The 21086-nt window shown below is 39.3% G+C and carries 23 protein-coding genes; 5 read left to right on the top strand and 18 right to left on the bottom strand.

Annotated elements, in window-relative coordinates:
- Positions 1-111: 111 nt before the first annotated feature.
- The 5 genes from D0T08_RS09760 to D0T08_RS09745 all read right to left on the bottom strand — a co-directional run bounded on the left by D0T08_RS09760 (position 112) and on the right by D0T08_RS09745 (position 3789).
- Positions 112-1410, bottom strand: coding sequence for a hypothetical protein (locus tag D0T08_RS09760; protein WP_116982431.1), 1299 nt, complete (start codon positions 1408-1410; stop codon positions 112-114).
- Positions 1411-1790: 380 nt separating this feature from the next.
- The gene (locus D0T08_RS09755) at positions 1791-2606 is read right to left on the bottom strand and encodes an alpha/beta fold hydrolase (protein WP_158561235.1); all 816 of its coding nucleotides are present in this window, start codon (positions 2604-2606) and stop codon (positions 1791-1793) included.
- Between the two features lie 203 nt (positions 2607-2809).
- On the bottom strand, positions 2810-2944 hold the full coding sequence (locus D0T08_RS28055) for a hypothetical protein (RefSeq protein WP_255413513.1): 135 nt from the start codon (positions 2942-2944) through the stop codon (positions 2810-2812).
- Between the two features lie 159 nt (positions 2945-3103).
- A complete protein-coding gene (locus D0T08_RS09750; RefSeq protein ID WP_116982429.1) occupies positions 3104-3415 on the bottom strand; it encodes a nucleoside deaminase in 312 nt (103 codons plus the stop codon).
- A gap of 92 nt (positions 3416-3507) precedes the next feature.
- The gene (locus D0T08_RS09745; protein WP_116982428.1) at positions 3508-3789 is read right to left on the bottom strand and encodes a hypothetical protein; all 282 of its coding nucleotides are present in this window, start codon (positions 3787-3789) and stop codon (positions 3508-3510) included.
- A 489-nt stretch (positions 3790-4278) separates the two neighbouring features.
- Here D0T08_RS09745 and D0T08_RS09740 point away from each other — a divergent pair, with 489 nt between their 5' ends.
- Positions 4279-6150: an ATP-binding protein gene (locus D0T08_RS09740; RefSeq protein ID WP_116982427.1), complete on the top strand. Its 1872-nt coding sequence runs from the start codon at positions 4279-4281 to the stop codon at positions 6148-6150.
- Here D0T08_RS09740 and D0T08_RS09735 read toward each other — a convergent pair.
- The 4 genes from D0T08_RS09735 to D0T08_RS09725 all read right to left on the bottom strand — a co-directional run bounded on the left by D0T08_RS09735 (position 6147) and on the right by D0T08_RS09725 (position 8744).
- Complete coding sequence (locus D0T08_RS09735) at positions 6147-6794, bottom strand: response regulator transcription factor (protein ID WP_116982426.1); 648 nt, start codon at positions 6792-6794, stop codon at positions 6147-6149. The genes D0T08_RS09740 and D0T08_RS09735 overlap by 4 nt on opposite strands.
- 262 nt (positions 6795-7056) lie before the next feature.
- Positions 7057-7605, bottom strand: coding sequence for a GNAT family N-acetyltransferase (locus D0T08_RS09730; RefSeq protein ID WP_116982425.1), 549 nt, complete (start codon positions 7603-7605; stop codon positions 7057-7059).
- Positions 7605-7757, bottom strand: coding sequence for a hypothetical protein (locus D0T08_RS27570; RefSeq protein ID WP_158561234.1), 153 nt, complete (start codon positions 7755-7757; stop codon positions 7605-7607). The genes D0T08_RS09730 and D0T08_RS27570 overlap by 1 nt, the downstream gene beginning before the upstream one ends.
- 105 nt (positions 7758-7862) lie before the next feature.
- Positions 7863-8744: a LysR family transcriptional regulator gene (locus D0T08_RS09725; protein ID WP_116982424.1), complete on the bottom strand. Its 882-nt coding sequence runs from the start codon at positions 8742-8744 to the stop codon at positions 7863-7865.
- 126 nt (positions 8745-8870) lie between these two features.
- Between D0T08_RS09725 and D0T08_RS09720 the strand changes: the two genes are divergently transcribed.
- A complete protein-coding gene (locus tag D0T08_RS09720) occupies positions 8871-9266 on the top strand; it encodes an EthD family reductase (RefSeq protein ID WP_116982423.1) in 396 nt (131 codons plus the stop codon).
- 197 nt (positions 9267-9463) lie between these two features.
- Here D0T08_RS09720 and bla read toward each other — a convergent pair whose 3' ends face one another.
- The 6 genes from bla to D0T08_RS09690 form a co-directional block, all read right to left on the bottom strand.
- Positions 9464-10222 carry a subclass B1 metallo-beta-lactamase gene (gene bla, locus D0T08_RS09715; protein ID WP_116982422.1) on the bottom strand — a complete coding sequence of 253 codons (759 nt, stop codon included), beginning with the start codon at positions 10220-10222 and terminating at the stop codon, positions 9464-9466.
- A 132-nt stretch (positions 10223-10354) separates the two neighbouring features.
- The gene (locus D0T08_RS09710; RefSeq protein WP_116982421.1) at positions 10355-10924 is read right to left on the bottom strand and encodes a Crp/Fnr family transcriptional regulator; all 570 of its coding nucleotides are present in this window, start codon (positions 10922-10924) and stop codon (positions 10355-10357) included.
- Positions 10925-10931: 7 nt separating this feature from the next.
- Positions 10932-11744 carry an oxidoreductase gene (locus tag D0T08_RS09705; protein ID WP_116982420.1) on the bottom strand — a complete coding sequence of 271 codons (813 nt, stop codon included), beginning with the start codon at positions 11742-11744 and terminating at the stop codon, positions 10932-10934.
- Positions 11745-11874: 130 nt separating this feature from the next.
- Entirely contained in the window at positions 11875-12813 is a 939-nt protein-coding gene (locus D0T08_RS09700) for a sugar phosphate isomerase/epimerase (RefSeq protein WP_116982606.1), read from the bottom strand.
- Positions 12814-12849: 36 nt separating this feature from the next.
- Positions 12850-13230, bottom strand: coding sequence for a hypothetical protein (locus D0T08_RS09695; RefSeq protein WP_116982419.1), 381 nt, complete (start codon positions 13228-13230; stop codon positions 12850-12852).
- Positions 13231-13249: 19 nt separating this feature from the next.
- A complete protein-coding gene (locus D0T08_RS09690; RefSeq protein WP_116982418.1) occupies positions 13250-13744 on the bottom strand; it encodes a DUF6896 domain-containing protein in 495 nt (164 codons plus the stop codon).
- A 439-nt stretch (positions 13745-14183) separates the two neighbouring features.
- Here D0T08_RS09690 and D0T08_RS09685 point away from each other — a divergent pair, with 439 nt between their 5' ends.
- Complete coding sequence (locus tag D0T08_RS09685; protein WP_116982417.1) at positions 14184-15509, top strand: alpha-L-fucosidase; 1326 nt, start codon at positions 14184-14186, stop codon at positions 15507-15509.
- Between the two features lie 99 nt (positions 15510-15608).
- Here D0T08_RS09685 and D0T08_RS09680 read toward each other — a convergent pair whose 3' ends face one another.
- Positions 15609-16148, bottom strand: coding sequence for a ferritin-like domain-containing protein (locus tag D0T08_RS09680; RefSeq protein WP_229238931.1), 540 nt, complete (start codon positions 16146-16148; stop codon positions 15609-15611).
- Between the two features lie 278 nt (positions 16149-16426).
- Between D0T08_RS09680 and D0T08_RS09675 the strand changes: the two genes are divergently transcribed.
- Together D0T08_RS09675 and D0T08_RS09670 are read left to right on the top strand one after the other, a co-directional pair.
- Positions 16427-17050 carry a hypothetical protein gene (locus D0T08_RS09675; protein WP_116982416.1) on the top strand — a complete coding sequence of 208 codons (624 nt, stop codon included), beginning with the start codon at positions 16427-16429 and terminating at the stop codon, positions 17048-17050.
- 141 nt (positions 17051-17191) lie between these two features.
- Positions 17192-17608, top strand: a complete 417-nt coding sequence (locus D0T08_RS09670; RefSeq protein WP_147322742.1) for a DUF2147 domain-containing protein — start codon at positions 17192-17194, stop codon at positions 17606-17608.
- A 60-nt stretch (positions 17609-17668) separates the two neighbouring features.
- Here the strand turns inward: D0T08_RS09670 and D0T08_RS09665 are convergent, their stop codons facing one another.
- Together D0T08_RS09665 and D0T08_RS09660 are read right to left on the bottom strand one after the other, a co-directional pair.
- Positions 17669-18232: a hypothetical protein gene (locus tag D0T08_RS09665; protein WP_116982414.1), complete on the bottom strand. Its 564-nt coding sequence runs from the start codon at positions 18230-18232 to the stop codon at positions 17669-17671.
- A 113-nt stretch (positions 18233-18345) separates the two neighbouring features.
- Positions 18346-20820 (bottom strand): zinc-dependent metalloprotease, encoded by a 2475-nt coding sequence (locus D0T08_RS09660; protein ID WP_116982413.1) that lies wholly within the window; start codon positions 20818-20820, stop codon positions 18346-18348.
- Between the last annotated feature and the right edge of the window lie 266 nt (positions 20821-21086).

Raw genomic sequence — 21086 nt, 5'->3', positions numbered from 1 at the left:
CAATAAATGTATTTTGATTCAGGGTCTTAAATGAATAGCTAATTTTTCTAATGTTGATAGACCCTCGGGAGACGTATTGCAATACGTCTCTACGAAATCAAATTTTTACCACTACGCCATCGGCCGAATAAACTCCTTCGTATTCATCTGCGCATCATTCTCATAATCGTAGAATAACTCAGTCATTGATGCCACAATATGTGGGTCATCTGTCAGGAATGCCGTTAGTTTTGAAGCTCTTCCGCTAGTGCTGGAGCCACTGCCCAGAATACACACGCACAATCCTTTATAAATACCCGGTTTGTTTTCTAACGGTGCCGAAATAAACAACTGAATCGGCAGGGTTTTATTGATTTTAGTGACTCTGATACCCAATTCCTGCATTTCCTTAATGGCTTGCACCTGTTGGTCATACAATTGCCGAACCAGATATGCCTGTGGATTATCAACCTCTGCCGTACTGCTTGGCACTAAAAAACGGTTATGGTGAGGTGTGCCCTCCAGGCTATTCAAGACCGCATTGCTTCCACTACGGTAAGTTTCTACTACTACATGCTCGTTGAAAACCTTGCCTAAATATTTCAGAAAAGCATGGGTAGCACCCTCGCTCTGGTCGTTGAGAGTTACGTATTCTACTTTTGCTTCGCTACCCATATTTTGCAGATAGATAGATACTTCTTTCAGTTTATTCTCTACATCGGTAGAATCACGCTGTAAGGCCTCGGCTTTGCGGGCATAGTCGAACTGGGTGGCGTTTTTCAGTTCATGGGGTTTTAATCCGGCATGTTTGGCAACGTATTCCATTCTGTAAGGTGAGATGCCCTCAATGCGAGCCGTATTTGATAAGACCAATAAGTTATTTCCCTGGTTTTTTGAAGATTCTATTACTTTCGAGATACCATCCAGTAACTCAGTTGTACCCTCCATCAATTGCACTTTTTCGCTTACTTTGCCACTTACATCAATCATTAAGGTGTTTAAAGATTGGGTAGCTTGCACCAGAAGACTCGTCTGGGTTTTGATGCGCTCCATATCCTGTTGGTTGGTACGCTCTTTCTGGCGATTGATTTTCTCGGTCGATACTGCTACATATAACCCAATAAAAATACCTACAATCCCCCCCATTAATCCGGCAATATCCAGTTCTCTGATATAGCGGTCAATACCCGGGCTGAAGTACGCGCTGGTATCATTCCATTGACCATTCACTACCGAATAATCAGACAGATAGTGCATCGAATCACTGAATACATAATGCCATTTAAAAGCCATAGAAATCAGCAGGGCAATCAATGGTATCAGAAACAGCAACGTAAAAATCATTGGGTGCTTTTGAATAATATCGTACAGTATTGTCCAGAATCCATCATCTTCGGTAGTTTCGGTTGGGGTCGTATGCTGGGGTTTCATAGATTTGCTTGTGTATTAGTTTAATCGCTATGCTTTTTGAACGATACAAAATTATGGCTAATACCAACACCTGTAAATCTGCAATAGTCTACATTTTGGGGGTAGGGAAACCTATATTTTTTATATGTAGGGAAACCTACAGATAGGAGTAGTATTGAGTGATCTGGTGAATGCAGAGAATTAGTGATTAAGCAGTCTCGTAGCACGGTGAGTACTTTACAACTGAGCAGTTACCTTGGTCGAGGTTATTGGGTATGCCATCAATCATTCCATGGAGCATCCTGTGGTTCAGCAAATCGTCCATATCTCTTTCAGAAATAGGCTTGTGCTAAACTATTTCTGAAAGAGATTGTCAACAAATAATATATTAATTCAGATGCCTACTTACCAAAAAATTCTACCAATACCGGCACAACTGATTCGGGAGAAGGATTATGCGTTTGTCCTTTGATAGTTTTACGCTGAGCGCCCGGAATAGCTTCCGCAACAGTATCTGCAGTGGCAGCCATGAAATCAAAACTCTTTTCACCATTCATTACCAGTGTTGGGATAGTTATATTTTTTGCCACATCCTTAGGCACTTCCCCATCTCTCAAAACCTCAAAATCATATACAAGCGTATGCCCCATGCTTACCATGCCATCCCACTGTGGCGATTTCTTCATTCCTTCCAGTTGGTCAGGCGGTGTTCCCAGACTTTCCATAAAGAAAGCAATGGCATCAGCAGGTTTGCCATCATCTACCAACTCGTTTACCTTAATTTTCTGCTTAGCAAACTCTTTTTTGACGTTAGACCCGTAGGGCGGTTCATAGAGTGCCAGTTTGGTTACTTTTTCAGGCCCAAGTTTTTCGGCAGCAAGAAGCGACAAGGCAGCACCACTGGATGAGCCAAATAAATACGCGCTACCTCCGGCTATATCTATAAGGGCTTTGATATCTTCAATTTCCCGTTCTGCATCATACGGTTTTGTATCCGTGCTTTCACCCCGGCCTCGTCGGTCGTAAATAATTACGGTGAAGTTTTTTGCAAGCATGCTGGTCCAACCTGTCTGGTCGTAGGTTTTGCGGTCAGACAAAGCACCATTCACCAGAATAATGGCAGGCCCTTGTCCGGTTTTTTCATAAGCGATAGCGGTACCGTCTTTTGAAACGGCAGTGGTTGTTTGAGTTACCTCGCTCTTTTCCTGTGTCTCCATATTGCGTTGTTTTTGTTGATTATTGCAACCAGCCGCAAAAAAACACAGCACGATTGCGATTTGAATAAGTCTCATATTCGTCATAAATCTTTATAATCCCAGATGATTAAAAAGTCATGCCATGCCATATATATTGCCCAAAAAGAGAAAAATGGAGGAGTTTTAAGGAGGTAATGAAGGCAGATTTATTGTAAAAAACTAGTTCATTGAAGTGCTGAATAAGGAAACTCTGCATTATACTCATAAAACTTTGTCCATTTAAAGTCGTATGGCTTCATCGTTTTTCTCCTGATAGCAGCTACACAGATATTGTGTTTTGATTGGTCGGTCTTTGTCATTTTTTAATTACTTTCTTAGCTACTTACTCAACTCCCTACATTCTTTTTCCAATATACCATTGATTAAGCGCGGTGGCGCAGCCCACTTTTTAATGGTGGTATCAAGTAATAAAGGTAATTGAGAACTAAACCCACCAATGTCGCCTGTGGTAAGTCCGGTTACAATGAATGGAATTTTGTATGTCGTATCATATACGAACACATTATACATGGCTCATGTGTGGTATATAGTATACAATCAGATAAATCTTGTTTACCAAGATGTCTGGTAGCCTCGCGTATGGCTTCTATTTCGGCATGAAAAGTAATGTCTTTATGCGTTTTCCCGCCCTCAATTCCTTTACCAATAATACTACCATTCTGTACGATTATTGAACCTACGGGGCTATCTCCCCTTTGCTTAGCCATTTTAGCAAGGTCTATACAAATACGCATATAGGTTTCATGTTGTTCTAATGCTGACCTGTCCATTTTAAATAATTTCAGGAATAACTACTGATGCTTAAATATAAGTTGTTCAGGATTTTCATTACTTAGATAATCTCGAACCTATCTACCCTCATTCAAAAAGGTTCCCCCCGTATTGGTAACCTTTTCTGATGCTGCTTTCGTGGTTGATAGCTGGAAAGGTCTCTGCCACTGTTCAAAAAGGTTCCCCCCGTATTGGTAACCTTTTCTGATGCCGTTTTCGTGGTTGATAGCTGGAAAGTTCTCTGCACCTCATTCAAAAAGGTTCCCCCCGTATTGGTAACCTTTTCTGATGCTGCTTTCGTGGCTGATAGCTGGAAAGCTCTCTCCTTGTTCAAAAAGGCAGTCACTATATTGTCTACTTTTTTCAATTCCATTTTCGTGGCAGGTAATCAGACATAAACCAATAAATTTCCTACTTAAGTTTGTGTTTTCAAAGTCTTCAGGCAGGTTTTTAGAATATTCATACTGTTAAGCTATTCTTCATGCGGATGCCTCCTATTCAGGCTTTCATTTGATGCAGACGCAGCCACAACAATACATTTTAAAGAAAAGAAATCATCCTAAACAAATCTATAAGAAAGTTGTAACTTATTTCCTGTCTGCAAAATAAGTTTTATAAATCTCTTTCGTTGGCATCCGAATACTATACCTTTCTACAAAATATTACCCATAACTAATACTTATACTCTGCAAAACCGAATATTTTATGTACAGGAAACCCTGTATTTACTCCTGTAGGGAAACCTACATTTTGCACTAAGCACTTGGATATAAAGGCTTTTGGGTTGTATCTTTTCAGGATGAACAGCAATGTTGTTTCGTAAACATCTATTGCAAACACATAGAATTAAATACTTAACCCCATGCCAAGAGCCATTCTTCTGATACTATACTGCTTCACCTGCCACCTACTATCAGCACAAACTGCTAATAAAACCCTTGACTCTCTTACCACAACTTTTGAAAAACTACGTACGCAAAAGGCTTCCATCAAAAGAGATTCATTAATGATACTGGTTCTCAGAGACCTGACATACGAAGTACCTAAAGGAGATACCGCCGCCTATAATCGCCTGAAAAAAGACTTTCAGCAAATCTTGGAAACTACCCAATGGAGCAAAGCCCGGGCACACTATAATTTCATGAGTGGCACTATGCACCTGTTCACCAACGAACTCTATGCCGCCTTTTATGATTTAGAACGGGCTATGCTGGCTTTTAAGCAACAGAAAGACTACGAGCATTACCTCAAGGTCAATAACAAATTTATTCCGCTCATGAACTGGAATATGATTGAAAATCAGATTCCGAAAGAAGGACAACAGCGTTACCTGCAATACATCAAAGATGCTTTGGCTATGCCGCAAGTCAAGAAAGACACGGCAGTTTGGGCCAATATCCAGATCACACTGGCCGGATATTATATTTTTGTATTGAAAGACTACAAGGAATGCTACCGCAATGCCGGAGAGGTGATACAACTGATAGAAAAGAAAAACCGCCGCGACTGGTTCGATTATTATTATATCAGTAAACTAGGCCAAAGCCTGAGTTTGCTGAATATGGGGAAAGAACAAGAAGGCCGGACAATGCTGGATGAAATAATTGCCGTGTGCCAACAGAATAAATCACTCAACGAAGCTAAGTATGTACTAAGCCAGATCGGGGCTTTTGTGGGGCGATATTATCTGGAAAAGAAAGATTACCAAAATGCCCTGCAACTATCTTTAATGGGCGAGCAAAACGCCAACTTTCTCAATTTTCCTTATTATAACAATGCGCTGAACAAAACCTTATACCAGACCTACAAAGCACTCAACCAACCGGCTAAAGCTTTTACTTATTTAGAAAAAGTGAAGCAATACGAAGATGAAGCCGAAACTCGAAAACTGAATCAGAACTTTGGTGAATGGCAGGTGAAATATGAAGACGAAAAGCAGAAAAACCAGATAAAAACCCTTGAAAACGAAAACCTGAAACGTGCCAATGAACGTGATGAGTGGATAAGGAATACACTCATTGCCAGCCTGCTTTTAGGCTTAGGTTTGGTAGGCTATGTATTCTGGAATAATAAGCAGCTAAAAACCAAGAATGAAGAACTAAAAGCCAAAAACGATGAGATTTCGGGTGCCATGTTTAAAGGCCAGACCATCGAACGGAAACGGGTCGCGTCTGAGCTCCATGATAACCTGAATACCAAAATAGTAGCTCTGAAATGGCGCTTTGAAGCTCTGGACACCTCGAAATACAGTGAGCAAGACCAGAAAATATTATCAGATTTCGTCAAGGTTCTGGATGATATTTATATGGATGTCCGGCTCATTTCGCATAACCTTTTGCCTGCCGAACTAGAAACGCAAGGGCTGGTGGTGGCACTACAAAAGCTACTGAATAATATTTCCAACCGCCATATAGGTTTCCATTTCCTGACCGAGGGTATTACTCATCGGCTTGAACCTCAACTGGAACATGAACTCTACAATATTGCCTTAGAACTGATTAACAATATTCTGAAACATGCCCAGGCTACACAGGCATGGGTAAGCCTGACACAACAAGACGACCGGATCTCGCTCACGGTATCAGACAACGGCAAGGGAATAGATATAAAACAGACCGCCAATGGTGTAGGCTTACGGAATGTGCATTCACGGGTAGATAATCTGAACGGACGGGTGCAGATAACCCGCCAAAGCACGCATGGCACCAATGTACAGGTTGATGTTACACTTTAAATGAGGCGATACTTAATAGCATATTTGATGATACCAATGGTATTTTTCACACCCAGTTTCTGCAAAATATTGTGTCGATGATTTTCTACCGTACCTACACTGATAAACAGTCGGTCGGCGATTTGAGAAGAGGATAATTCCTGTGCAATCAGCTTTACTATTTCCAATTCACGCAGGGTGAGGGCTTTGGGTTCAGGCTGTATTTCTTCGATTGGACTGGCACTCATCGAGACGGGTGTCAGCAGTTCTTTCAGCACCGCTTCACTGAAATACTTTTCCCCTTTAGCTATAGTAGTAAGCGCTTTTTCCAGTTCTGAACGATTGGCTTTTTTGGTCACATAACCCGATATACCTGCCTGAAACGCATGGCGGATATTCTCGGCCTCGTCGTTGACAGTCAGCATCAGAATTTTCAGATTCGGATAATGGTTACGGACTTTAAGTGTGAGGTCTATGCCGGTCAGATAAGGCATATTCATATCGCTAACCAGTATATCAATTTCATTGTTTTCTAAGAAATCCGGTACTTTCCGGCTGTCGTATAAGGTACCGACCACTTCCATGTTCGGAATAGAAGAAATTAAGAGGGACAGGCTATCCAATAAAATCTGATGGTCGTCTACAATGAGGATTCTGATGGGCATTGCAGTTTCGGGTTAGAGGGCGCTAATTATGAGCCAAAGCTAAGGAATTGTTGCTTGATAATCAATTGTTTGGAGGATAAGTTGCTTATGGTGCCTCTGGCAGGGCTTAATATATAGCCACTGTGTAGGCCTTGTTGTATAAGTTTCAGGAAGAAACGAAATGTAACAACTCAAGCAAAGTTTTAGGCAAGGAGTTTTGTCTTGAGTTCTTTTATAAGTTAGCAGCTATAATTTTATAATTTGATAGCAAGAAAAAAGTATATTATAACATTGCAGATAAATTAAAATACATTAACCTTGTTTCATCATCTTCATCTTTATCTGTTAAGAATTGAAAGCCATTTCTTATATAAAAATTTAATGACTGTTTGTAGGCATCAACGGTAATAAACTTACAACCCGTTCTATTATTCGTAATAAATAAATCCTTTAAATAGTCGATTATTAAAGTTCCAATATCTCTACCTTGGAAATTACTACTTACCCCTAATCTCCCTATTTTCATAGCTGGATAGCCACTATAGGTACGTTTAGAATTAGGAATACTTCTATTCAATAAATTCCAGAAGTTTTTTCTTCCATCTTTTGCTGTTTCAAAAACTATTTTGTCATTTAACAAACTGAAAAAAGCGACGGTTTCATCGTCGCTTTCTATGATATAGGTGACTGCTAAAAGCTGCTTTTGATATGCTTTAGAGTCATTAAGAAAAAAGTCATTTAAATCAACATTACCACAATTAAATGGCTTTAACACATGGTCTTCACTTAATCTAATTAACTTAAAATTCTTTAAAAATTCTTCTAAATCCATTAGAATTGAGCGATAGAATTTAATCTTTTAAAATTTTCTTTAATCCTAGCACGCTCCTCTGCAGAAATCTTTTGAACAGTTTTATTTTGCTCTCTAAACTTCGCTGCATCTGCTCCCTTTAAAATCGGAGTCTCTTTAATTGGCTTTGCCATAAATTGATTATTTTTTATTGAAGTAACTACGTAAAGATACTAAATTTAGTTCCTAAAATACAATATATAGGTTGTATTTTTCCCACTTCTGCAGGAATCTTACTATCAAAGATTCTTAGCATGCATGCTTGCCAGCAGCTCATAGAATTTTTTCACGGCTTTCTTTTCGTAGGCTTCTTTGAGTGATATTATCATGATGGTTCGCTTCATGTTTTTTCCATCAATCGGAATACCCACTACCTCTGGGTCGTTTACACTGGTATCGCTCAATATGGTATGCCAATGTCCTGTTTTTACTATCTCGAACAGAGTCGGAATATCGTTGATTTCCATACAAATATTGGGTTCCAGATTCTTTCGGCTGAATGATTGCACAAAAAAATGAATGGTGCTATAACCGCTGAAAGGTAATGCTAATGGCAATTGGGCCACTTCATCAAGTGATATACTTTTTTTCTGGGCCAATGCCGATTTTCTGGCAGTCACCAGCACCATATTTGCTTTGAGAAGCGCCTGGCATTTCAGATGGGGTTCTTTGAGATTTTCGTGGAATGTCAGAATAAAATCAAATTCATTTGCATTGAGTTTTTCGAGCAGGTCTTTGGTAGTACCAAAGACCACCTGTATTTTGATATTGGGATATTGCCTTGCAAACTCTATCAATGTTCTGGCAAAAAGAATCCGCATGGAGTAAATCACGCCAATGGTTATTTTTCCCTTATTGAGGTTTTTCAGATCCTGCAAAACCAATAAACCGTCATTGGCTCTGTTGATACTCTGTGCCGCATATTCGCCAAATACCTCACCTGCTTCGGTAAGCGTAATTCGCTTGCCTATACGGTTAAACAAAAGTACATGCAGTTCATCTTCCAGCTGTTTTATTTGTTGTGATAGTGTACTCTGGCTGATATTCAATACATTGGCGGCCTCGGTAAAGTTTAATAGCTCCTTTGCTTTCAAAAAATATTTCAGTTGCCTTAGCTCCATATCTCTAAATCGGTTTTATCGATTGATTTTATCGAAAAATAGCGTTTTGCAAATATAGACAGGATTCAGATATTTGCAGAATAGTGTTTCAGACGAAATATTTTATCACCTAATTTTATATCAATCATGAAGTTTAAACTTATTCTATCGCTATTACTTTTAACCATTGGATTTGCTGCGTTTAGTCAGGAAAAACCATCTGAAAAAGGCTTAATTAAAATATCTGTTATGTATCCTTTCGCCGAGGGTAAAACCTTTAATATGGAATATTATGAAACCAAGCATATGCCTATGGTAGCTGCATTTTTAGGGTCAAATCTGGTTAAATATACCATCGAAAAAGGAGTCGCCAGTGGTATTCCGAACCAACCATTGCCTTATATGGCTATTGGTACATTTTATGTAAAAAGCCTTAGTGAGTATCAGGCAGCAATTGCGCCGAACAGAGATGCCATCAGAGCAGATTTTCAGAATTATACTAACGTTGCTCCGATTATTCTGGTGAGTGAGGTGGTGAAGTGAGAATTTTAGATATAAACTTTCATTTATTTAATCTCTCAAAGAATCGTTATCAAATGCGCGCAAAGTAGAGACAAGGTACTGCGGAGACGCCTAGTCCTTGTCTCTACCAAATTAGGCATTCCTTAAGACCGATTATTTGTGGAAAGCCAATAATGTCGCTATTATCTCTTCGCATTATTCTTTCTTTATTTCATCCTCTATTTCACCCTAAACAATTGAATCGTAAAATCCAGCAATTTCCCATCTCCATATTCTCCATGTCCTGGGATTACGATTTTTACATTTGGATAAGCCTTTTTCACCTTTTCAACAGTACTTGACCATTCTGCCACGTTTGCATCGCCTAGATAGCCTTTACCTGCATTCATTTCTTTTAATAAACAACCACCAAACAAGATGTTTTCGCTTGGGAAATAGCCCACTACATTATCTTTGGTATGTCCCTCGCCGAAAAACTTTGCGGTAATACTTTCCTTGCCAACTTTTAAACTCAACGGCTCGCTGAAACTATTCTGTGGAACCTCATACTTATTCTCTCTGGCCAGTTCAATGGTTTTTACATAAGCATAAGAAGGAATCTTATTCTCATGAAAGGCTTTTAGTCCACCTAAGCAATCATCGTGAAAATGGGTGGGAATAATCGCATTTATCTTGCAATGCAACTTTTCCTGTATCCATTTGATGAGCTCTTCTGAATTTGTGTCGTTGGTGGGTGTGTCGAAAATAATAACCTCATTTCCACTCCTTACAATAAGGCCATTACAAGGCACATACCCGAAATCGTTGGTTTGTTTAAATGAGATATGCTCAAAAGAATTTTCAGCAATCTGAGTAACAATTAAATCTTTCGATTTGTAAATTTCTTTGGGTTTGAATGCAGATTTTTTTTGAGCGTTACCATTAAAAATGATTAGCGAGCATACAATAAGCAGGAGTATTTTTACGATGGATTTCATTTCCGTTTTGGAGTTTTGCACGTTAATTTTTAAAGAGACTATTTATTTGTAAAGTTAAAAAAATATGCCTTGTTCTGAAACAGATTTGTGTTTACTTATTTCAGAACAAGGCATTCTATCAGGCAACGAGATTTAACGGATATTTTTTCTTATTCTGCTTAGCGAAGACTGTGTAATTCCTAAATACGAAGCTAAATATGAGAGAGGGATACGGTTGGCCAATTTGGGAAACTTTTCAAGAAAGGATAGATAGCGTTCTTTTGCATCTTCTGTCATCATCGGACTAATTTTATTCACTTTATCTGCCAAGCCTTTGGCGGTTATCTTGGCAACAATATTGTCCCATTCAATGATGGTCATTGATAACTCTTTCATGGAGCTTTTAGACAGCACAAAGTAGCTACACGCTGTAATGGCTTGAATATACTCAGTAGATGGAATTTCCTGATTATAACTATTTATATCTGCCACAAAATTATTTTCATCAATAAAGTACTTCGTAATCTCATCGCCTTTATTATTGTAATAACACACTCGCATAACACCTTCTGTCAGAAAAATAACCTCCCGGGGTATCTTTCCGGCTTCATGAAAACATTCGTCTTTTCTGATTTCTTTAAACACAGCTTTGCTCGTAATCAAATCAATCTGCTGCTTGTTCAGATTGCCAAATTGCAATAAATAATTAATCAATGCCTCCATAGAAATATTATTTCAGTTGACTCATTACCAGTTTATCAAAGAGTTTATCTGACAATATTTTCCTGAAAAACAGCATCAATTTTGCTCCTGCCGCACCTGCATATCTTGTTTTCGGATTACTCGCCTCAATCCCTTCCCTGATAAGTTTGGCAATCACCATCGGGTCTGAAGCGTCTTTCCCTACTTTTCCATAAAAATCAGCGATACCTCTCGCCAATGAACTATATAACGTATTCCCTGAAACACGCATCAGATATCCTCCTCCCAGTTCTGACATTTCTGATTTTACGCCTCTCGGTTCAATCACGATTACATCAATTCCGAATTGCTTTACTTCTTTACGAATGGCATCACTCAAACCTTCAATGGCAAATTTACTGGCATGGTACCATGCACCCATAGGCAGGGTTACTTTTCCACCAACCGACGATATATTGACTATTTTTCCATAGGTATTTTTTCTCATGGTCGGCAACACGAGTTGTATCAGACGAGCTACTCCAAAAACGTTTACTTCCATCTGATATTTCGCGTCAGCCATAGGAGTATCTTCCAGGGCGCCATAATAGCCCGAACCTGCATTGTTGACTAAAATGTCTATTCTTCCTGCTTCTTTCAAAATTTGTTCAACGCATGCCACCAGACTTTCCTCCTTCGTAACGTCCAGATAAATTGGATGTATGCCCTCTATTTTCAGGTCCTGCATTTTTTCTACTCTTCGAGCTGCACCATACACATGATAACCATTTTGTGCCAGATAAATGGCCGTTGCTCTTCCAATGCCGGCAGATGCCCCTGTAACTAACACTGTCTTTGCCATATTCTTAATTTTTTAATTAACTAATTATAGGGCAAAGATGATTAAACAGAAAATGATTTTTTTTGCCATTTGGCAAAAAGTGAAGTTTGGTTATTAGTATGTCTGAGTTATTATGTACTTAACCACTATCTCACAAATACTTCTCAATCAAAGCCTTGGTTTTCCTCACTCCCTCTTCTTCATTTCCATTAAAGCCCTCAAACTCTATCCCGATATACCCTTTAAAACCTGATTTTTTTACTATATCCATCAACCGTTTGTAATCTATTAAGGGTTGCTCGCCTTTGGCATCAAAATCATAGGTCTTAGCGCTGACACCTTTGGCAAATGGCAATAGTTCGCTTATGCCTTTATATCGGTCATATTCTTCTTTACACGGCTCCTGCGTTGTACCCCACGGATGCGAGATACAGAAGTTACCAAAATCAGGCAACGTACCCACATTCGGTTTATTCACCTGCTTCATTACATCTGCTACCCAGAAACCTTTGGATGAATCGCTCCCATGATTTTCAACCACGATATTTATATCCATAGTTTTAGCAAATTCCCCCATTCTTGAAAGCGAATCTATTGAGGCTGTCTTTTTTGCATTTGATTCTCCCTCTCCGTGGAGGTTTACACGCACGGTTACGCAACCTAAAAACTTTGCCGCTTCTATCCATTTCTTATGGTTATCTACAGCCTGCAATCTTTCTTTATCGTTGGGTAATGCCAATGGCCCTTCTTCATCAACCATAATCAGATGATTAAACACGCCCGCATCTTTGCTTCGCTTCAATAGTTCTTTCAGATAGTTCTGGTTTGTGGCGGCTTCCTTAAAGGTCATCGTCTTAGTGCCAAACAATCCATTGACATATTCTACGGCATCAATACCAAAATCTTTTTTGGCTTTGGCGGCAAAATCCAGATGATCGAGTTTATCTGAACGAATAGTCCGGTGGAATGACCATTCTGCGAGAGATATTTTTAAACCTGCGTCTTTAGCGGCTGCAAATACTGACGGATTTACTAACATAGCGCCTGTGCTTAATAAAGTCTGTTTTATAAAAAGTCTTCGTGTTAACATATCATTGCTGTTTATGTGAATCATTCAATACGCTATCTAATCTTTCACTCGTGTTCCCTCCAAAGGATACGCTTCCAGTATATTTCCTGTAATATGGTCATCATCCTTTCTGGTCATAACCAGTACGGCATCTACATCATTAGCATGATAATAAATAGTCACTTCATTGTCTTTGATATCTACTTTTGAGATTTTAGCAATTTCATTTCCGGTTGCATCATCCTTGACCACACCTGATAAGCCATTATCTTTTTTTTCAAGAATGATTAATCGTTTTAAATCTCCAAGGGGTGTACCGGGTATGGATACCTTCCATTTCCCCTCAAAGTAATCAACTCCTTTTTTGGTTTGTGCATTAGCATAGAATGATAGCAGAAGCAGTAAAATTCCTGCAAAGAATGTGTTTAGTTTTTTCATATAGGTTTGAGTTTTATGGTTATTTGTAAGATTGAGCTTTCTTTTCGTTTTTTCGCTTCGGTGGTGTAGCAATCCATCTGATAGGGTTAGGATTTATAAAATCCTCTGGTCGATAATAGAGTGTCTGTTCAGGATCCTTAATAATTTCTCCGCTTTCAACCAGTGTATCAACTATTTTATCTACCACAATATACGAATTAAAGACTGAGTACTTCTGTTTATTTTTCTCATTATCTACCACGTATTGATATATAGCTCCCTTGTGAAATCCATCCCCACGTGCATTTCCACTAAGCACTCCAAAATCAAAGTCTACAGTTATCCCATTTTCATACTTTATCCAACAGCCAAAACCATGAAATTCATATTTTATTTTATGTTCGTCATCCAGATAGCCTTTACCAGATTCTCTAAAAAAGTAAGGGGACCGAACATTCTTTTTATTTAGAAGTATAATAGCTTCTCTTACGTCAACTTTGTAATCATTTAGCAATTGAAAAAATAATTCTTTCATATTTGTTTTTGATTTACCTGAAAAGCTATTGACTTGATTATTAAAATGTTTTGTCGGACTATTGCCGAAACTGTTAGATCTTTCATTCTATATTATACTCTTTATTTATACGTATGGGTAATTACACCTATGCTTGCGACATTAATGTCGCAAGCATCATTTAAGTAACTGATTATAAGCTATTTGAACTCCTGAAAAGTCAAGAAATTACTTGACAGCAATTGAATAGTAAAAGAATTCGTCCTCCATTAGGCTCTTTATTTTCACTTATGGCATTCTCTAAACAATCCAAAGATTTACCTCAAATGATTTTGAATATGCCGCAAACATTTCCTCCCATAAAAATAATGTTAAACAATTTCAAATTCACTACTTTTGACCCACTAAATATTTAGCAAGCCGATACCCATCGGCCAGCACACTCTACTACAAAACACTCATGAGAAAAATCCTCTTTTTATGCTTGCTTGCGAGCATTTCAATGGCTCAAACACCTAAGCCTTATGGTGCCACTCCATCTGCCGATCAACTCAAATGGCATAAAATGGAATACTATGCTTTTGTGCATTTCGGGCCAAATTCCTTTACCGATAAAGAATGGGGCGATGGCACAGAAAAGGAAGAAGTATTCAACCCGACGCAATTAGACTGCCGCCAATGGGCACGTATCGCCAAAGCAGCAGGCATGAAAGGTATTATCATCACCGCCAAGCACCATGATGGTTTTGCGCTCTACCCAAGTAAATATTCTACGCATACCGTGAGAGAATCGAAGTGGAAAGATGGTAAAGGCGATGTACTGAAAGAATTATCAGCAGCCTGTAAAGAATACGGCCTGAAAATGGGCATCTATATCTCTCCGTGGGACAGAAACCACCCGACTTACGGCACACCCGAATACAATCAGGTATATGTAAACATGCTGAAAGAAGTGACTACCCAATACGGCGATTTGTTTGAGGTATGGTTCGATGGTGCCAATGGCGAGGGTCCTAACGGCAAAAAACAGGTTTACGATTTCCCACTGTTTAATAAAACCGTAAAAACCTACCAGCCACATGCGCTTATTTTCAGCGATGCAGGCCCGGATATTCGTTGGGTAGGTAATGAAAGAGGTTTTGCCGGAGAAACCTGTTGGAGTACTATCAACGGAGCACAATTGTTCCCGGCCTACGACAAACCAAAACACCTGAATGTAGGTGATGAAAACGGCACGCACTGGATTCCGGCGGAATGTGATGTATCTATCCGTCCGGGTTGGTTTTATCATAAAAACGAAGACGACAAAGTAAAATCGGCAGCTGCTCTGATGGATATTTATAATAAATCGGTAGGCAGAGGCGCTAATTTATTATTGAATCTACCGGTTGATGGCCGTGGTCTGGTACATGAAAACGACGAAAAATCGTTGATGGAATTTAAGAAAATGCGTGACGAGTATTTCAGGAAAAACCTGTTAGCTAAAGGCACTTTTACTAAAACTGCCGGAGAAAACAGTGTCGATATTAAATTGAACAAAGCGCAGAGTTTCAACTGTCTGGTAGTGCAGGAAGATATTCGTTACGGACAACGCGTAAGCCAGTTTACCGTACAGGTAAAAGAAAACAACGAATGGAAAACCGTAGCCACAGCTACTACCATAGGGAATAAACGCATTGTGTATTTCCCGAGAGTAAACAGCAAAGAAGTTCGTGTAGCCATTCAAGGCACATTAGCTAAACCTTTGATTGCGAATGTAGAATTGTATGATACGCCAGCAAATTGAGGCAAAATCTCGTTTAATTCAAAAAATGCCTTATGAATCAAAGTATTCATAAGGCATTTTTATAAGCAAAAATTATATAGTTAACCAAATTGTTCCTCGTTATTCCTGAGCCGCTTCTTCATTAATGGTCGCTTCGGCCAAGGCTGTTAATTTCTGATCGGCAGCACCCTCCTCATCCAGAATCGTTTGTAATATATCAGCTGCTTCATGATACCCTAATAAACGGGCAACAGTTCTCAGACTTCCGTAAGAACCTATTTCATAGTGTTCTACTTTTTGCGCTGCCATAATCAGACCACAGTCGCGTACAAATGTACCCTCTTTTGTGGTGTCTATGATTTCTTCTCCTTCCTCAACCAGACCTTCCATAGCCGGACAATGTTTCGCTTCCGCTTCTTCCCCAATCAATTCAAATACCTGCTCCACTCTCATTACATGACTTTCTGTTTCAGTTAAGTGCATTTCAAAAGCTGCTCTTAATTCATCCGAAGTAGCCGCTTGTGCCATTTTTGGCAAAGCTTCTGTCAGATGTTGTTCTGCCCAATAAATGTCTTTCAGGCCATCAACAAATAAGTCTTTCAGATTTTCACTTTCTTCTTTCGAGAACATATCCCAAATGCTTTTGTTTGAATTTTTCATGGTTCTGTTTTTTTGTTTTCTGAGTTTTTAATTACCTCCAAACGATAAAAAAAATATGCCATTCAAGTTAAGCCTTTAATTATCCTAACGACATAGAGAAAAATACACAAACTGAAATACAATGGTATTTAAAAGAACAAGGAGAGAAAGAATTTCCTCAGCTGCCGTTGGTCTGATGTTTTTGCAAAAAATAATAAAAATTTAATAATCAGATTCTTTCAATAGCTAAGTAGCAAACCTGTTAAAAATTTGCTGGACTTACTCAAACAACAATACTCATGAACAAAACTGCCTTGTGTCTCGTTGGCCTTTGTGCCATTTTTTTGATGTCTTGTAATTCTACACGCCTCGCCAGTAGCTGGAGAGAACCCGATAGAACCGTTACCGGTAAGCAATTAAATAAAATATTGATAGTGGCCATGGTCAGGAATGAAACAAGCCGCCGTAAGGCAGAAGATGAGATGAAAAAGTATCTGCAAGACAGAGGGGTAGTATCTTATAACTATCTGAATGAATATACTACCAGTATCACTGAACAGGATGAGAAGCAGATAATCAATAAAATCAGAGGAGATAATTTTGATGGTGCCATTACCATGCGACTCGTAGACGTAGATAAGGATATTGACTATGTGCCCGGGACAATTTCATCTTATCCTATCTATTATCGGTCTTTTGGTGGATTTTACCGGAGAAGCTGGATACTTTCTTCTACGCCTGATAGATACTATTCAACCAAGACTTATCGGGTTGAAGTGAATATTTACTCAATAAAAGAAGACAAAATCATCTGGACAGGGCTTACTGAAACTACAAACCCTAGTGGTGTTGACAAAATGGCCATGGAAGTAGCCAAAATTGTGTATGATAAGATGGTTGAAGAGGGGTTTATTAGTAAGTAAGGTGTTTTGGTAAAAGGAAAGGGCAATCAAAAGGTAATCTTTTTCGTTGATGATAGGTGTAGAAAACAGAATGTCTATTTTATAGGTAGATTCTCACATCAGCTCAACCCAAAGAAATTATCAACTAAAATTCACAAAACAATGCTTCAGATAACAATCATTTTATTAACGGTTATTAACTCTTTTACCAGCCCTGATTCAAATAATGCAAATGATATAGTGGGTATGTGGTTAAATCCTGAGAAAAACACCAAACTTCAGATTTACAAATCAGGTGACAAATACATGGGTAAAATAATCTGGCTTAAAGAACCCTATCTGGCCGATGGCAAGACTTTGAAAAAAGATAAATCTGGCACTAAAACTATACTAAACCTGATTCTGCTTTCCAATTTTGTATTTGATAGTGATGAGTGGGTAGATGGCTCTATTTATGACCCTACATCTGGAAAGAACTATAGTGGTAAAATAACTATTGAAGGGAATATTTTGAAGCTTAAAGGATACATAGGTTCACCGTTACTGGGCAAAACCGTAAACTGGACAAAGGCTCAGTAACTGGCGATAATTATTAATTCTAATGCACAATTTGTATTCCTGAAACAGATTTACACAAACCTATTTAATAGTCTTGAAGTCTACAATCTGTACAACACCTTGTTCCATTCCTTCAAGTATACTGCCCCAATAATAACTTCTATCATTGGCATAGAAATCTTTATCTAATTGCAATAGTCTATAATTTAAATATTCCAGATATGATTTTTTTTCTTGACTATGTATCTCTCCAAAATATTTTTTTACACATATTTCTTTTGTAAACATTTCAAATTCAAACATAGTCAGTATGAAATGCTTTAAAGATAATCCTAAAAAGCATTTCTCATTTTCTGCAAAATTATAAAACATGACTATTTCGTTACTATTAAGGTCTATACCTATATAAGATGCTATTTCTCCATTAAATTTTCTTCCATTATTCCCAATATTTAAGATATTATATTCAGCATTATAAATTTCTGAATTGGTAAATTCAAACGAAAACCAAGTTGAATTCGGCAAACCAAATTCATAAAGAAAATATTTAGTCTCCTCATCTAAAAGATGATTGATACTTTCGTACCTCTCTCTTTCAAGAATAGTGGTTGCTTGAAAAACAGATCGAATAAAATTATATTTCATGAACAAATTTAACTCATTTATTTAAAATACTTTGAAAAAAATCTCGTTCTGAAACCGCTTGTAAAACCTGTTTCAGAACGAGTTGTTCCCCTTCAGGGGCTAGGGGCGCGTTTTCATTTCCACTCACAATCCTCATCCAACCACTCATAGCCCGGCTCGATTGGCGCACCATCAGGAGCCGCTAAGCTATTGGTTGGAATAGTAATATCCGGATTCTCTTCAAATTGCTTTATCTTTAATAAAGTCAAACGAGCAAAACCTGCGCCATCCACTGTATTGCTTTTCAACCAATCCTGAATATCATCGATAGCACCGTAGGCATTGGCGCGTACTTCCATGGAGGCATCTTTGTTATTAGCCAGTGTCATCAACTGGTCTAAAAACTGCATCGCTACCATGCGGTCTATCTGGGCATAATAGCTATTATTTTTAAACATTTCCGGCTTTTTCCATAGCTTTTGTACCATAATGCTTGATACTTCGGCCAATGTCGGCAAATCCGGTTTCATTACTTTCTGACTTACCAATCTTGATGCACGCTCAGGGTTCAGAATCAATCTCAGAGTCATTCCTGCTGATGCTTCTGCCGGAGCCAATGGGTCAAAAGCTAAACCAGTATGACGCTTGAATGTCTCTCTCGGATTAGCCTGATAGCGAAACGGTCTCGGCGGAATCATTTTCAGGATATGGTCAGGCACAGCCAGAAACTCCGGGGTAAGGGTTTGCATCAAAGTATTAAAAGCCTCGCGTTGTTTGGCAGCAGGTACTGGGTCATAAACTACCTGTCCATCGCCACGTAGGGCAAAGTTATAGTCTGCGCCACCCAATATTTTAGAGGTAGCCTCTGTCTGATAGCGGTGGAACATATACATAGGTACCAATACCTCTTCAACTGTGGCCATTGGTGCATTAACTCTGATTTTCTTTTCTGTAAAATCTTTTAGTGCAATTCTACGCAACTCCATCACTCTTTTCAATTCCGTTACGGCATCACCGCCATTATCCCATAAGTGTGTTGATGGACTCACCGAACCTTCCGGACGGGCATCCTGGTCGGTCAGGAATCGTAAGCCTTTTCTCAGGGTATTTTGCACTATCTTCTCCAATTCAGCTTTTTCATTTACATTATCCGGAAAATCCTGATACCCCCAGGTGATTGATGCCTTATCATATTCGCCGATACCCATTGAATAAGCACGCGAAAGGTCGAATTTACCATTGGCATAGCTGATAAGCGGATGAGGATAATCCATTACAGAGGCACGACCATTGATGCTCGAAATATAGTTATGCGGTAAGCCCAATGTATGCCCTATTTCATGCGCTGCCAGTTGTTTCAATCTATCCAGAGCCATCTGGTTGATAGTATTGAGGTTGGTACTATCGGTTTCATAATTGCCTATAAAGCCTTGTGCAATCATGAAATCCTGACGGACACGTAATGAACCAAGCGTTACTTTACCTTTCAGAATCTCACCTGTACGAGGGTCGATTACACTGGCACCATATGACCACCCACGAGTACTACGGTGTACCCATTGGATAAGGTTATAGCGAATATCCATCGGGTCGGCATCAGGCGGTAGAAGTTTTACCTGAAAAGCGTCCTTATACCCTGCCGCTTCATAGGCCTGATTCCACCAAGCTGCTCCTTCCATCAAAGCTGAACGGATAGGTTCCGGCGCACCCGGATCCATATAATAGACAATTGGTTTTACGGCTTCGCTCAGAATAGAAGTTGGGTCTTTCTTTTGCAGACGATGGCGGGAAATATATCTTTTATTGATAGGCTCGCTGACAGGCGTGGCGTAATCAAAATACTCAATACCGCCATAGCCAATGCGTGGGTCAAATTCCCTTGGGGTAAATGCCTTGCTTTTTTTATCAGCTTCCAGATCAGGTAATTCTACAAACGAGTGATGCTGGTGCATGGTGATAATAGTAGGTGTTGGCACTACCTCACGCAGATACCCTCCAGGATTATCACCCGTCAGGGTAATAATGGCTTCAAATTCTGAGTTTTTAGGGAAATTTCTCGTATAAGGCAGATAGACCGCACAACGGGAAGCATCCAGTCGGAAAGTGCCTTGTCTGCTACGGGCAATATCCTGAATAGCACCTACGGCATCCTGCAACAGAAGAGGTGTCAAATCGACTAATACCTTGCCACCGCTTTCGGCCTTTATATCAAAACCAAAATGCACCGACTTGGCAAACGATTGTTCAACAGCTCTTTTTTCCATCATATCATCGGAGATGGCTCTGTAAGAGTAGTTGGGCTCAATCATGAGAATTTTGTTGCCGCTTCTCTGGAATTTCACCACATGTTCTTGTCCAAGCCGACCACGGTCAAGTCCGATATCGTTTGACCCTACGCCTTGTGCCAATGAGGGGTAATACAATAGCTCGGTATCAAATTTGTCGATTTCGAGGTATACTTTGCCGTCTTTCCCGTTCCAGTAGAAATTCAGAAAGCCCTCTCGTTTATCCATGCCGGTAGTAAAGGCATCAATAGATTTAGGGTCTTGCGCCATTGCATAAGCACTGATAACCAGCAAGGCCAATGTTTTGATGAAGCGTTGTTTCATAGGGGTTACTGTTTGTTTTTTATTTGTTTTTGTGGGGGTTGGTACATGAATAAATAATAACGGCTTTTACTTTAATGGCCGACTTTAGTAGGCCTATACTGATTTTTTTTTCCGCGCGACGTCCGCTTTTTTATTTTAGGAGCCCCTTCGGCAGTCCGACCAATTTATTGGTTGACCACGGGTATTTGGGCATTCCTTTGACCTGTGATTCAGCGACTGAAACGGTCCGCCGCGCGGTCGCCGTCTAAGAAAACAAAGGTTTATTT

This window comes from Emticicia sp. C21 (assembly GCF_003418935.1).
In the GTDB taxonomy this organism is placed as follows: Bacteria; Bacteroidota; Bacteroidia; order Cytophagales; family Spirosomataceae; genus Emticicia.
Note: the sequence above shows the minus strand (reverse complement) of the source record. Positions and strands in the feature narration are given on the sequence as shown.

Excerpts from the sequence above, each read along its gene's own strand:
- D0T08_RS27570 (WP_158561234.1), bottom strand. The coding sequence starts at position 7,757 with ATGGCAAAGCCAATTAAAGAGACTCCGATTTTAAAGGGAGCAGATGCA.
- D0T08_RS09730 (WP_116982425.1), bottom strand. The coding sequence starts at position 7,605 with ATGGATTTAGAAGAATTTTTAAAGAATTTTAAGTTAATTAGATTAAGT.
- D0T08_RS09760 (WP_116982431.1), bottom strand. The coding sequence starts at position 1,410 with ATGAAACCCCAGCATACGACCCCAACCGAAACTACCGAAGATGATGGA.
- D0T08_RS09685 (WP_116982417.1), top strand. The coding sequence starts at position 14,184 with ATGAGAAAAATCCTCTTTTTATGCTTGCTTGCGAGCATTTCAATGGCT.
- bla (WP_116982422.1), bottom strand. The coding sequence starts at position 10,222 with ATGAAATCCATCGTAAAAATACTCCTGCTTATTGTATGCTCGCTAATC.
- D0T08_RS09700 (WP_116982606.1), bottom strand. The coding sequence starts at position 12,813 with ATGTTAACACGAAGACTTTTTATAAAACAGACTTTATTAAGCACAGGC.
- D0T08_RS09695 (WP_116982419.1), bottom strand. The coding sequence starts at position 13,230 with ATGAAAAAACTAAACACATTCTTTGCAGGAATTTTACTGCTTCTGCTA.
- D0T08_RS09675 (WP_116982416.1), top strand. The coding sequence starts at position 16,427 with ATGAACAAAACTGCCTTGTGTCTCGTTGGCCTTTGTGCCATTTTTTTG.
- D0T08_RS09750 (WP_116982429.1), bottom strand. The coding sequence starts at position 3,415 with ATGGACAGGTCAGCATTAGAACAACATGAAACCTATATGCGTATTTGT.
- D0T08_RS09690 (WP_116982418.1), bottom strand. The coding sequence starts at position 13,744 with ATGAAAGAATTATTTTTTCAATTGCTAAATGATTACAAAGTTGACGTA.
- D0T08_RS09745 (WP_116982428.1), bottom strand. The coding sequence starts at position 3,789 with ATGGAATTGAAAAAAGTAGACAATATAGTGACTGCCTTTTTGAACAAG.
- D0T08_RS09705 (WP_116982420.1), bottom strand. The coding sequence starts at position 11,744 with ATGGCAAAGACAGTGTTAGTTACAGGGGCATCTGCCGGCATTGGAAGA.
- D0T08_RS09720 (WP_116982423.1), top strand. The coding sequence starts at position 8,871 with ATGAAGTTTAAACTTATTCTATCGCTATTACTTTTAACCATTGGATTT.
- D0T08_RS28055 (WP_255413513.1), bottom strand. The coding sequence starts at position 2,944 with ATGACAAAGACCGACCAATCAAAACACAATATCTGTGTAGCTGCTATC.
- D0T08_RS09755 (WP_158561235.1), bottom strand. The coding sequence starts at position 2,606 with ATGGAGACACAGGAAAAGAGCGAGGTAACTCAAACAACCACTGCCGTT.
- D0T08_RS09665 (WP_116982414.1), bottom strand. The coding sequence starts at position 18,232 with ATGAAATATAATTTTATTCGATCTGTTTTTCAAGCAACCACTATTCTT.
- D0T08_RS09680 (WP_229238931.1), bottom strand. The coding sequence starts at position 16,148 with ATGAAAAATTCAAACAAAAGCATTTGGGATATGTTCTCGAAAGAAGAA.
- D0T08_RS09725 (WP_116982424.1), bottom strand. The coding sequence starts at position 8,744 with ATGGAGCTAAGGCAACTGAAATATTTTTTGAAAGCAAAGGAGCTATTA.
- D0T08_RS09740 (WP_116982427.1), top strand. The coding sequence starts at position 4,279 with ATGCCAAGAGCCATTCTTCTGATACTATACTGCTTCACCTGCCACCTA.
- D0T08_RS09710 (WP_116982421.1), bottom strand. The coding sequence starts at position 10,924 with ATGGAGGCATTGATTAATTATTTATTGCAATTTGGCAATCTGAACAAG.
- D0T08_RS09660 (WP_116982413.1), bottom strand. The coding sequence starts at position 20,820 with ATGAAACAACGCTTCATCAAAACATTGGCCTTGCTGGTTATCAGTGCT.
- D0T08_RS09670 (WP_147322742.1), top strand. The coding sequence starts at position 17,192 with ATGCTTCAGATAACAATCATTTTATTAACGGTTATTAACTCTTTTACC.
- D0T08_RS09735 (WP_116982426.1), bottom strand. The coding sequence starts at position 6,794 with ATGCCCATCAGAATCCTCATTGTAGACGACCATCAGATTTTATTGGAT.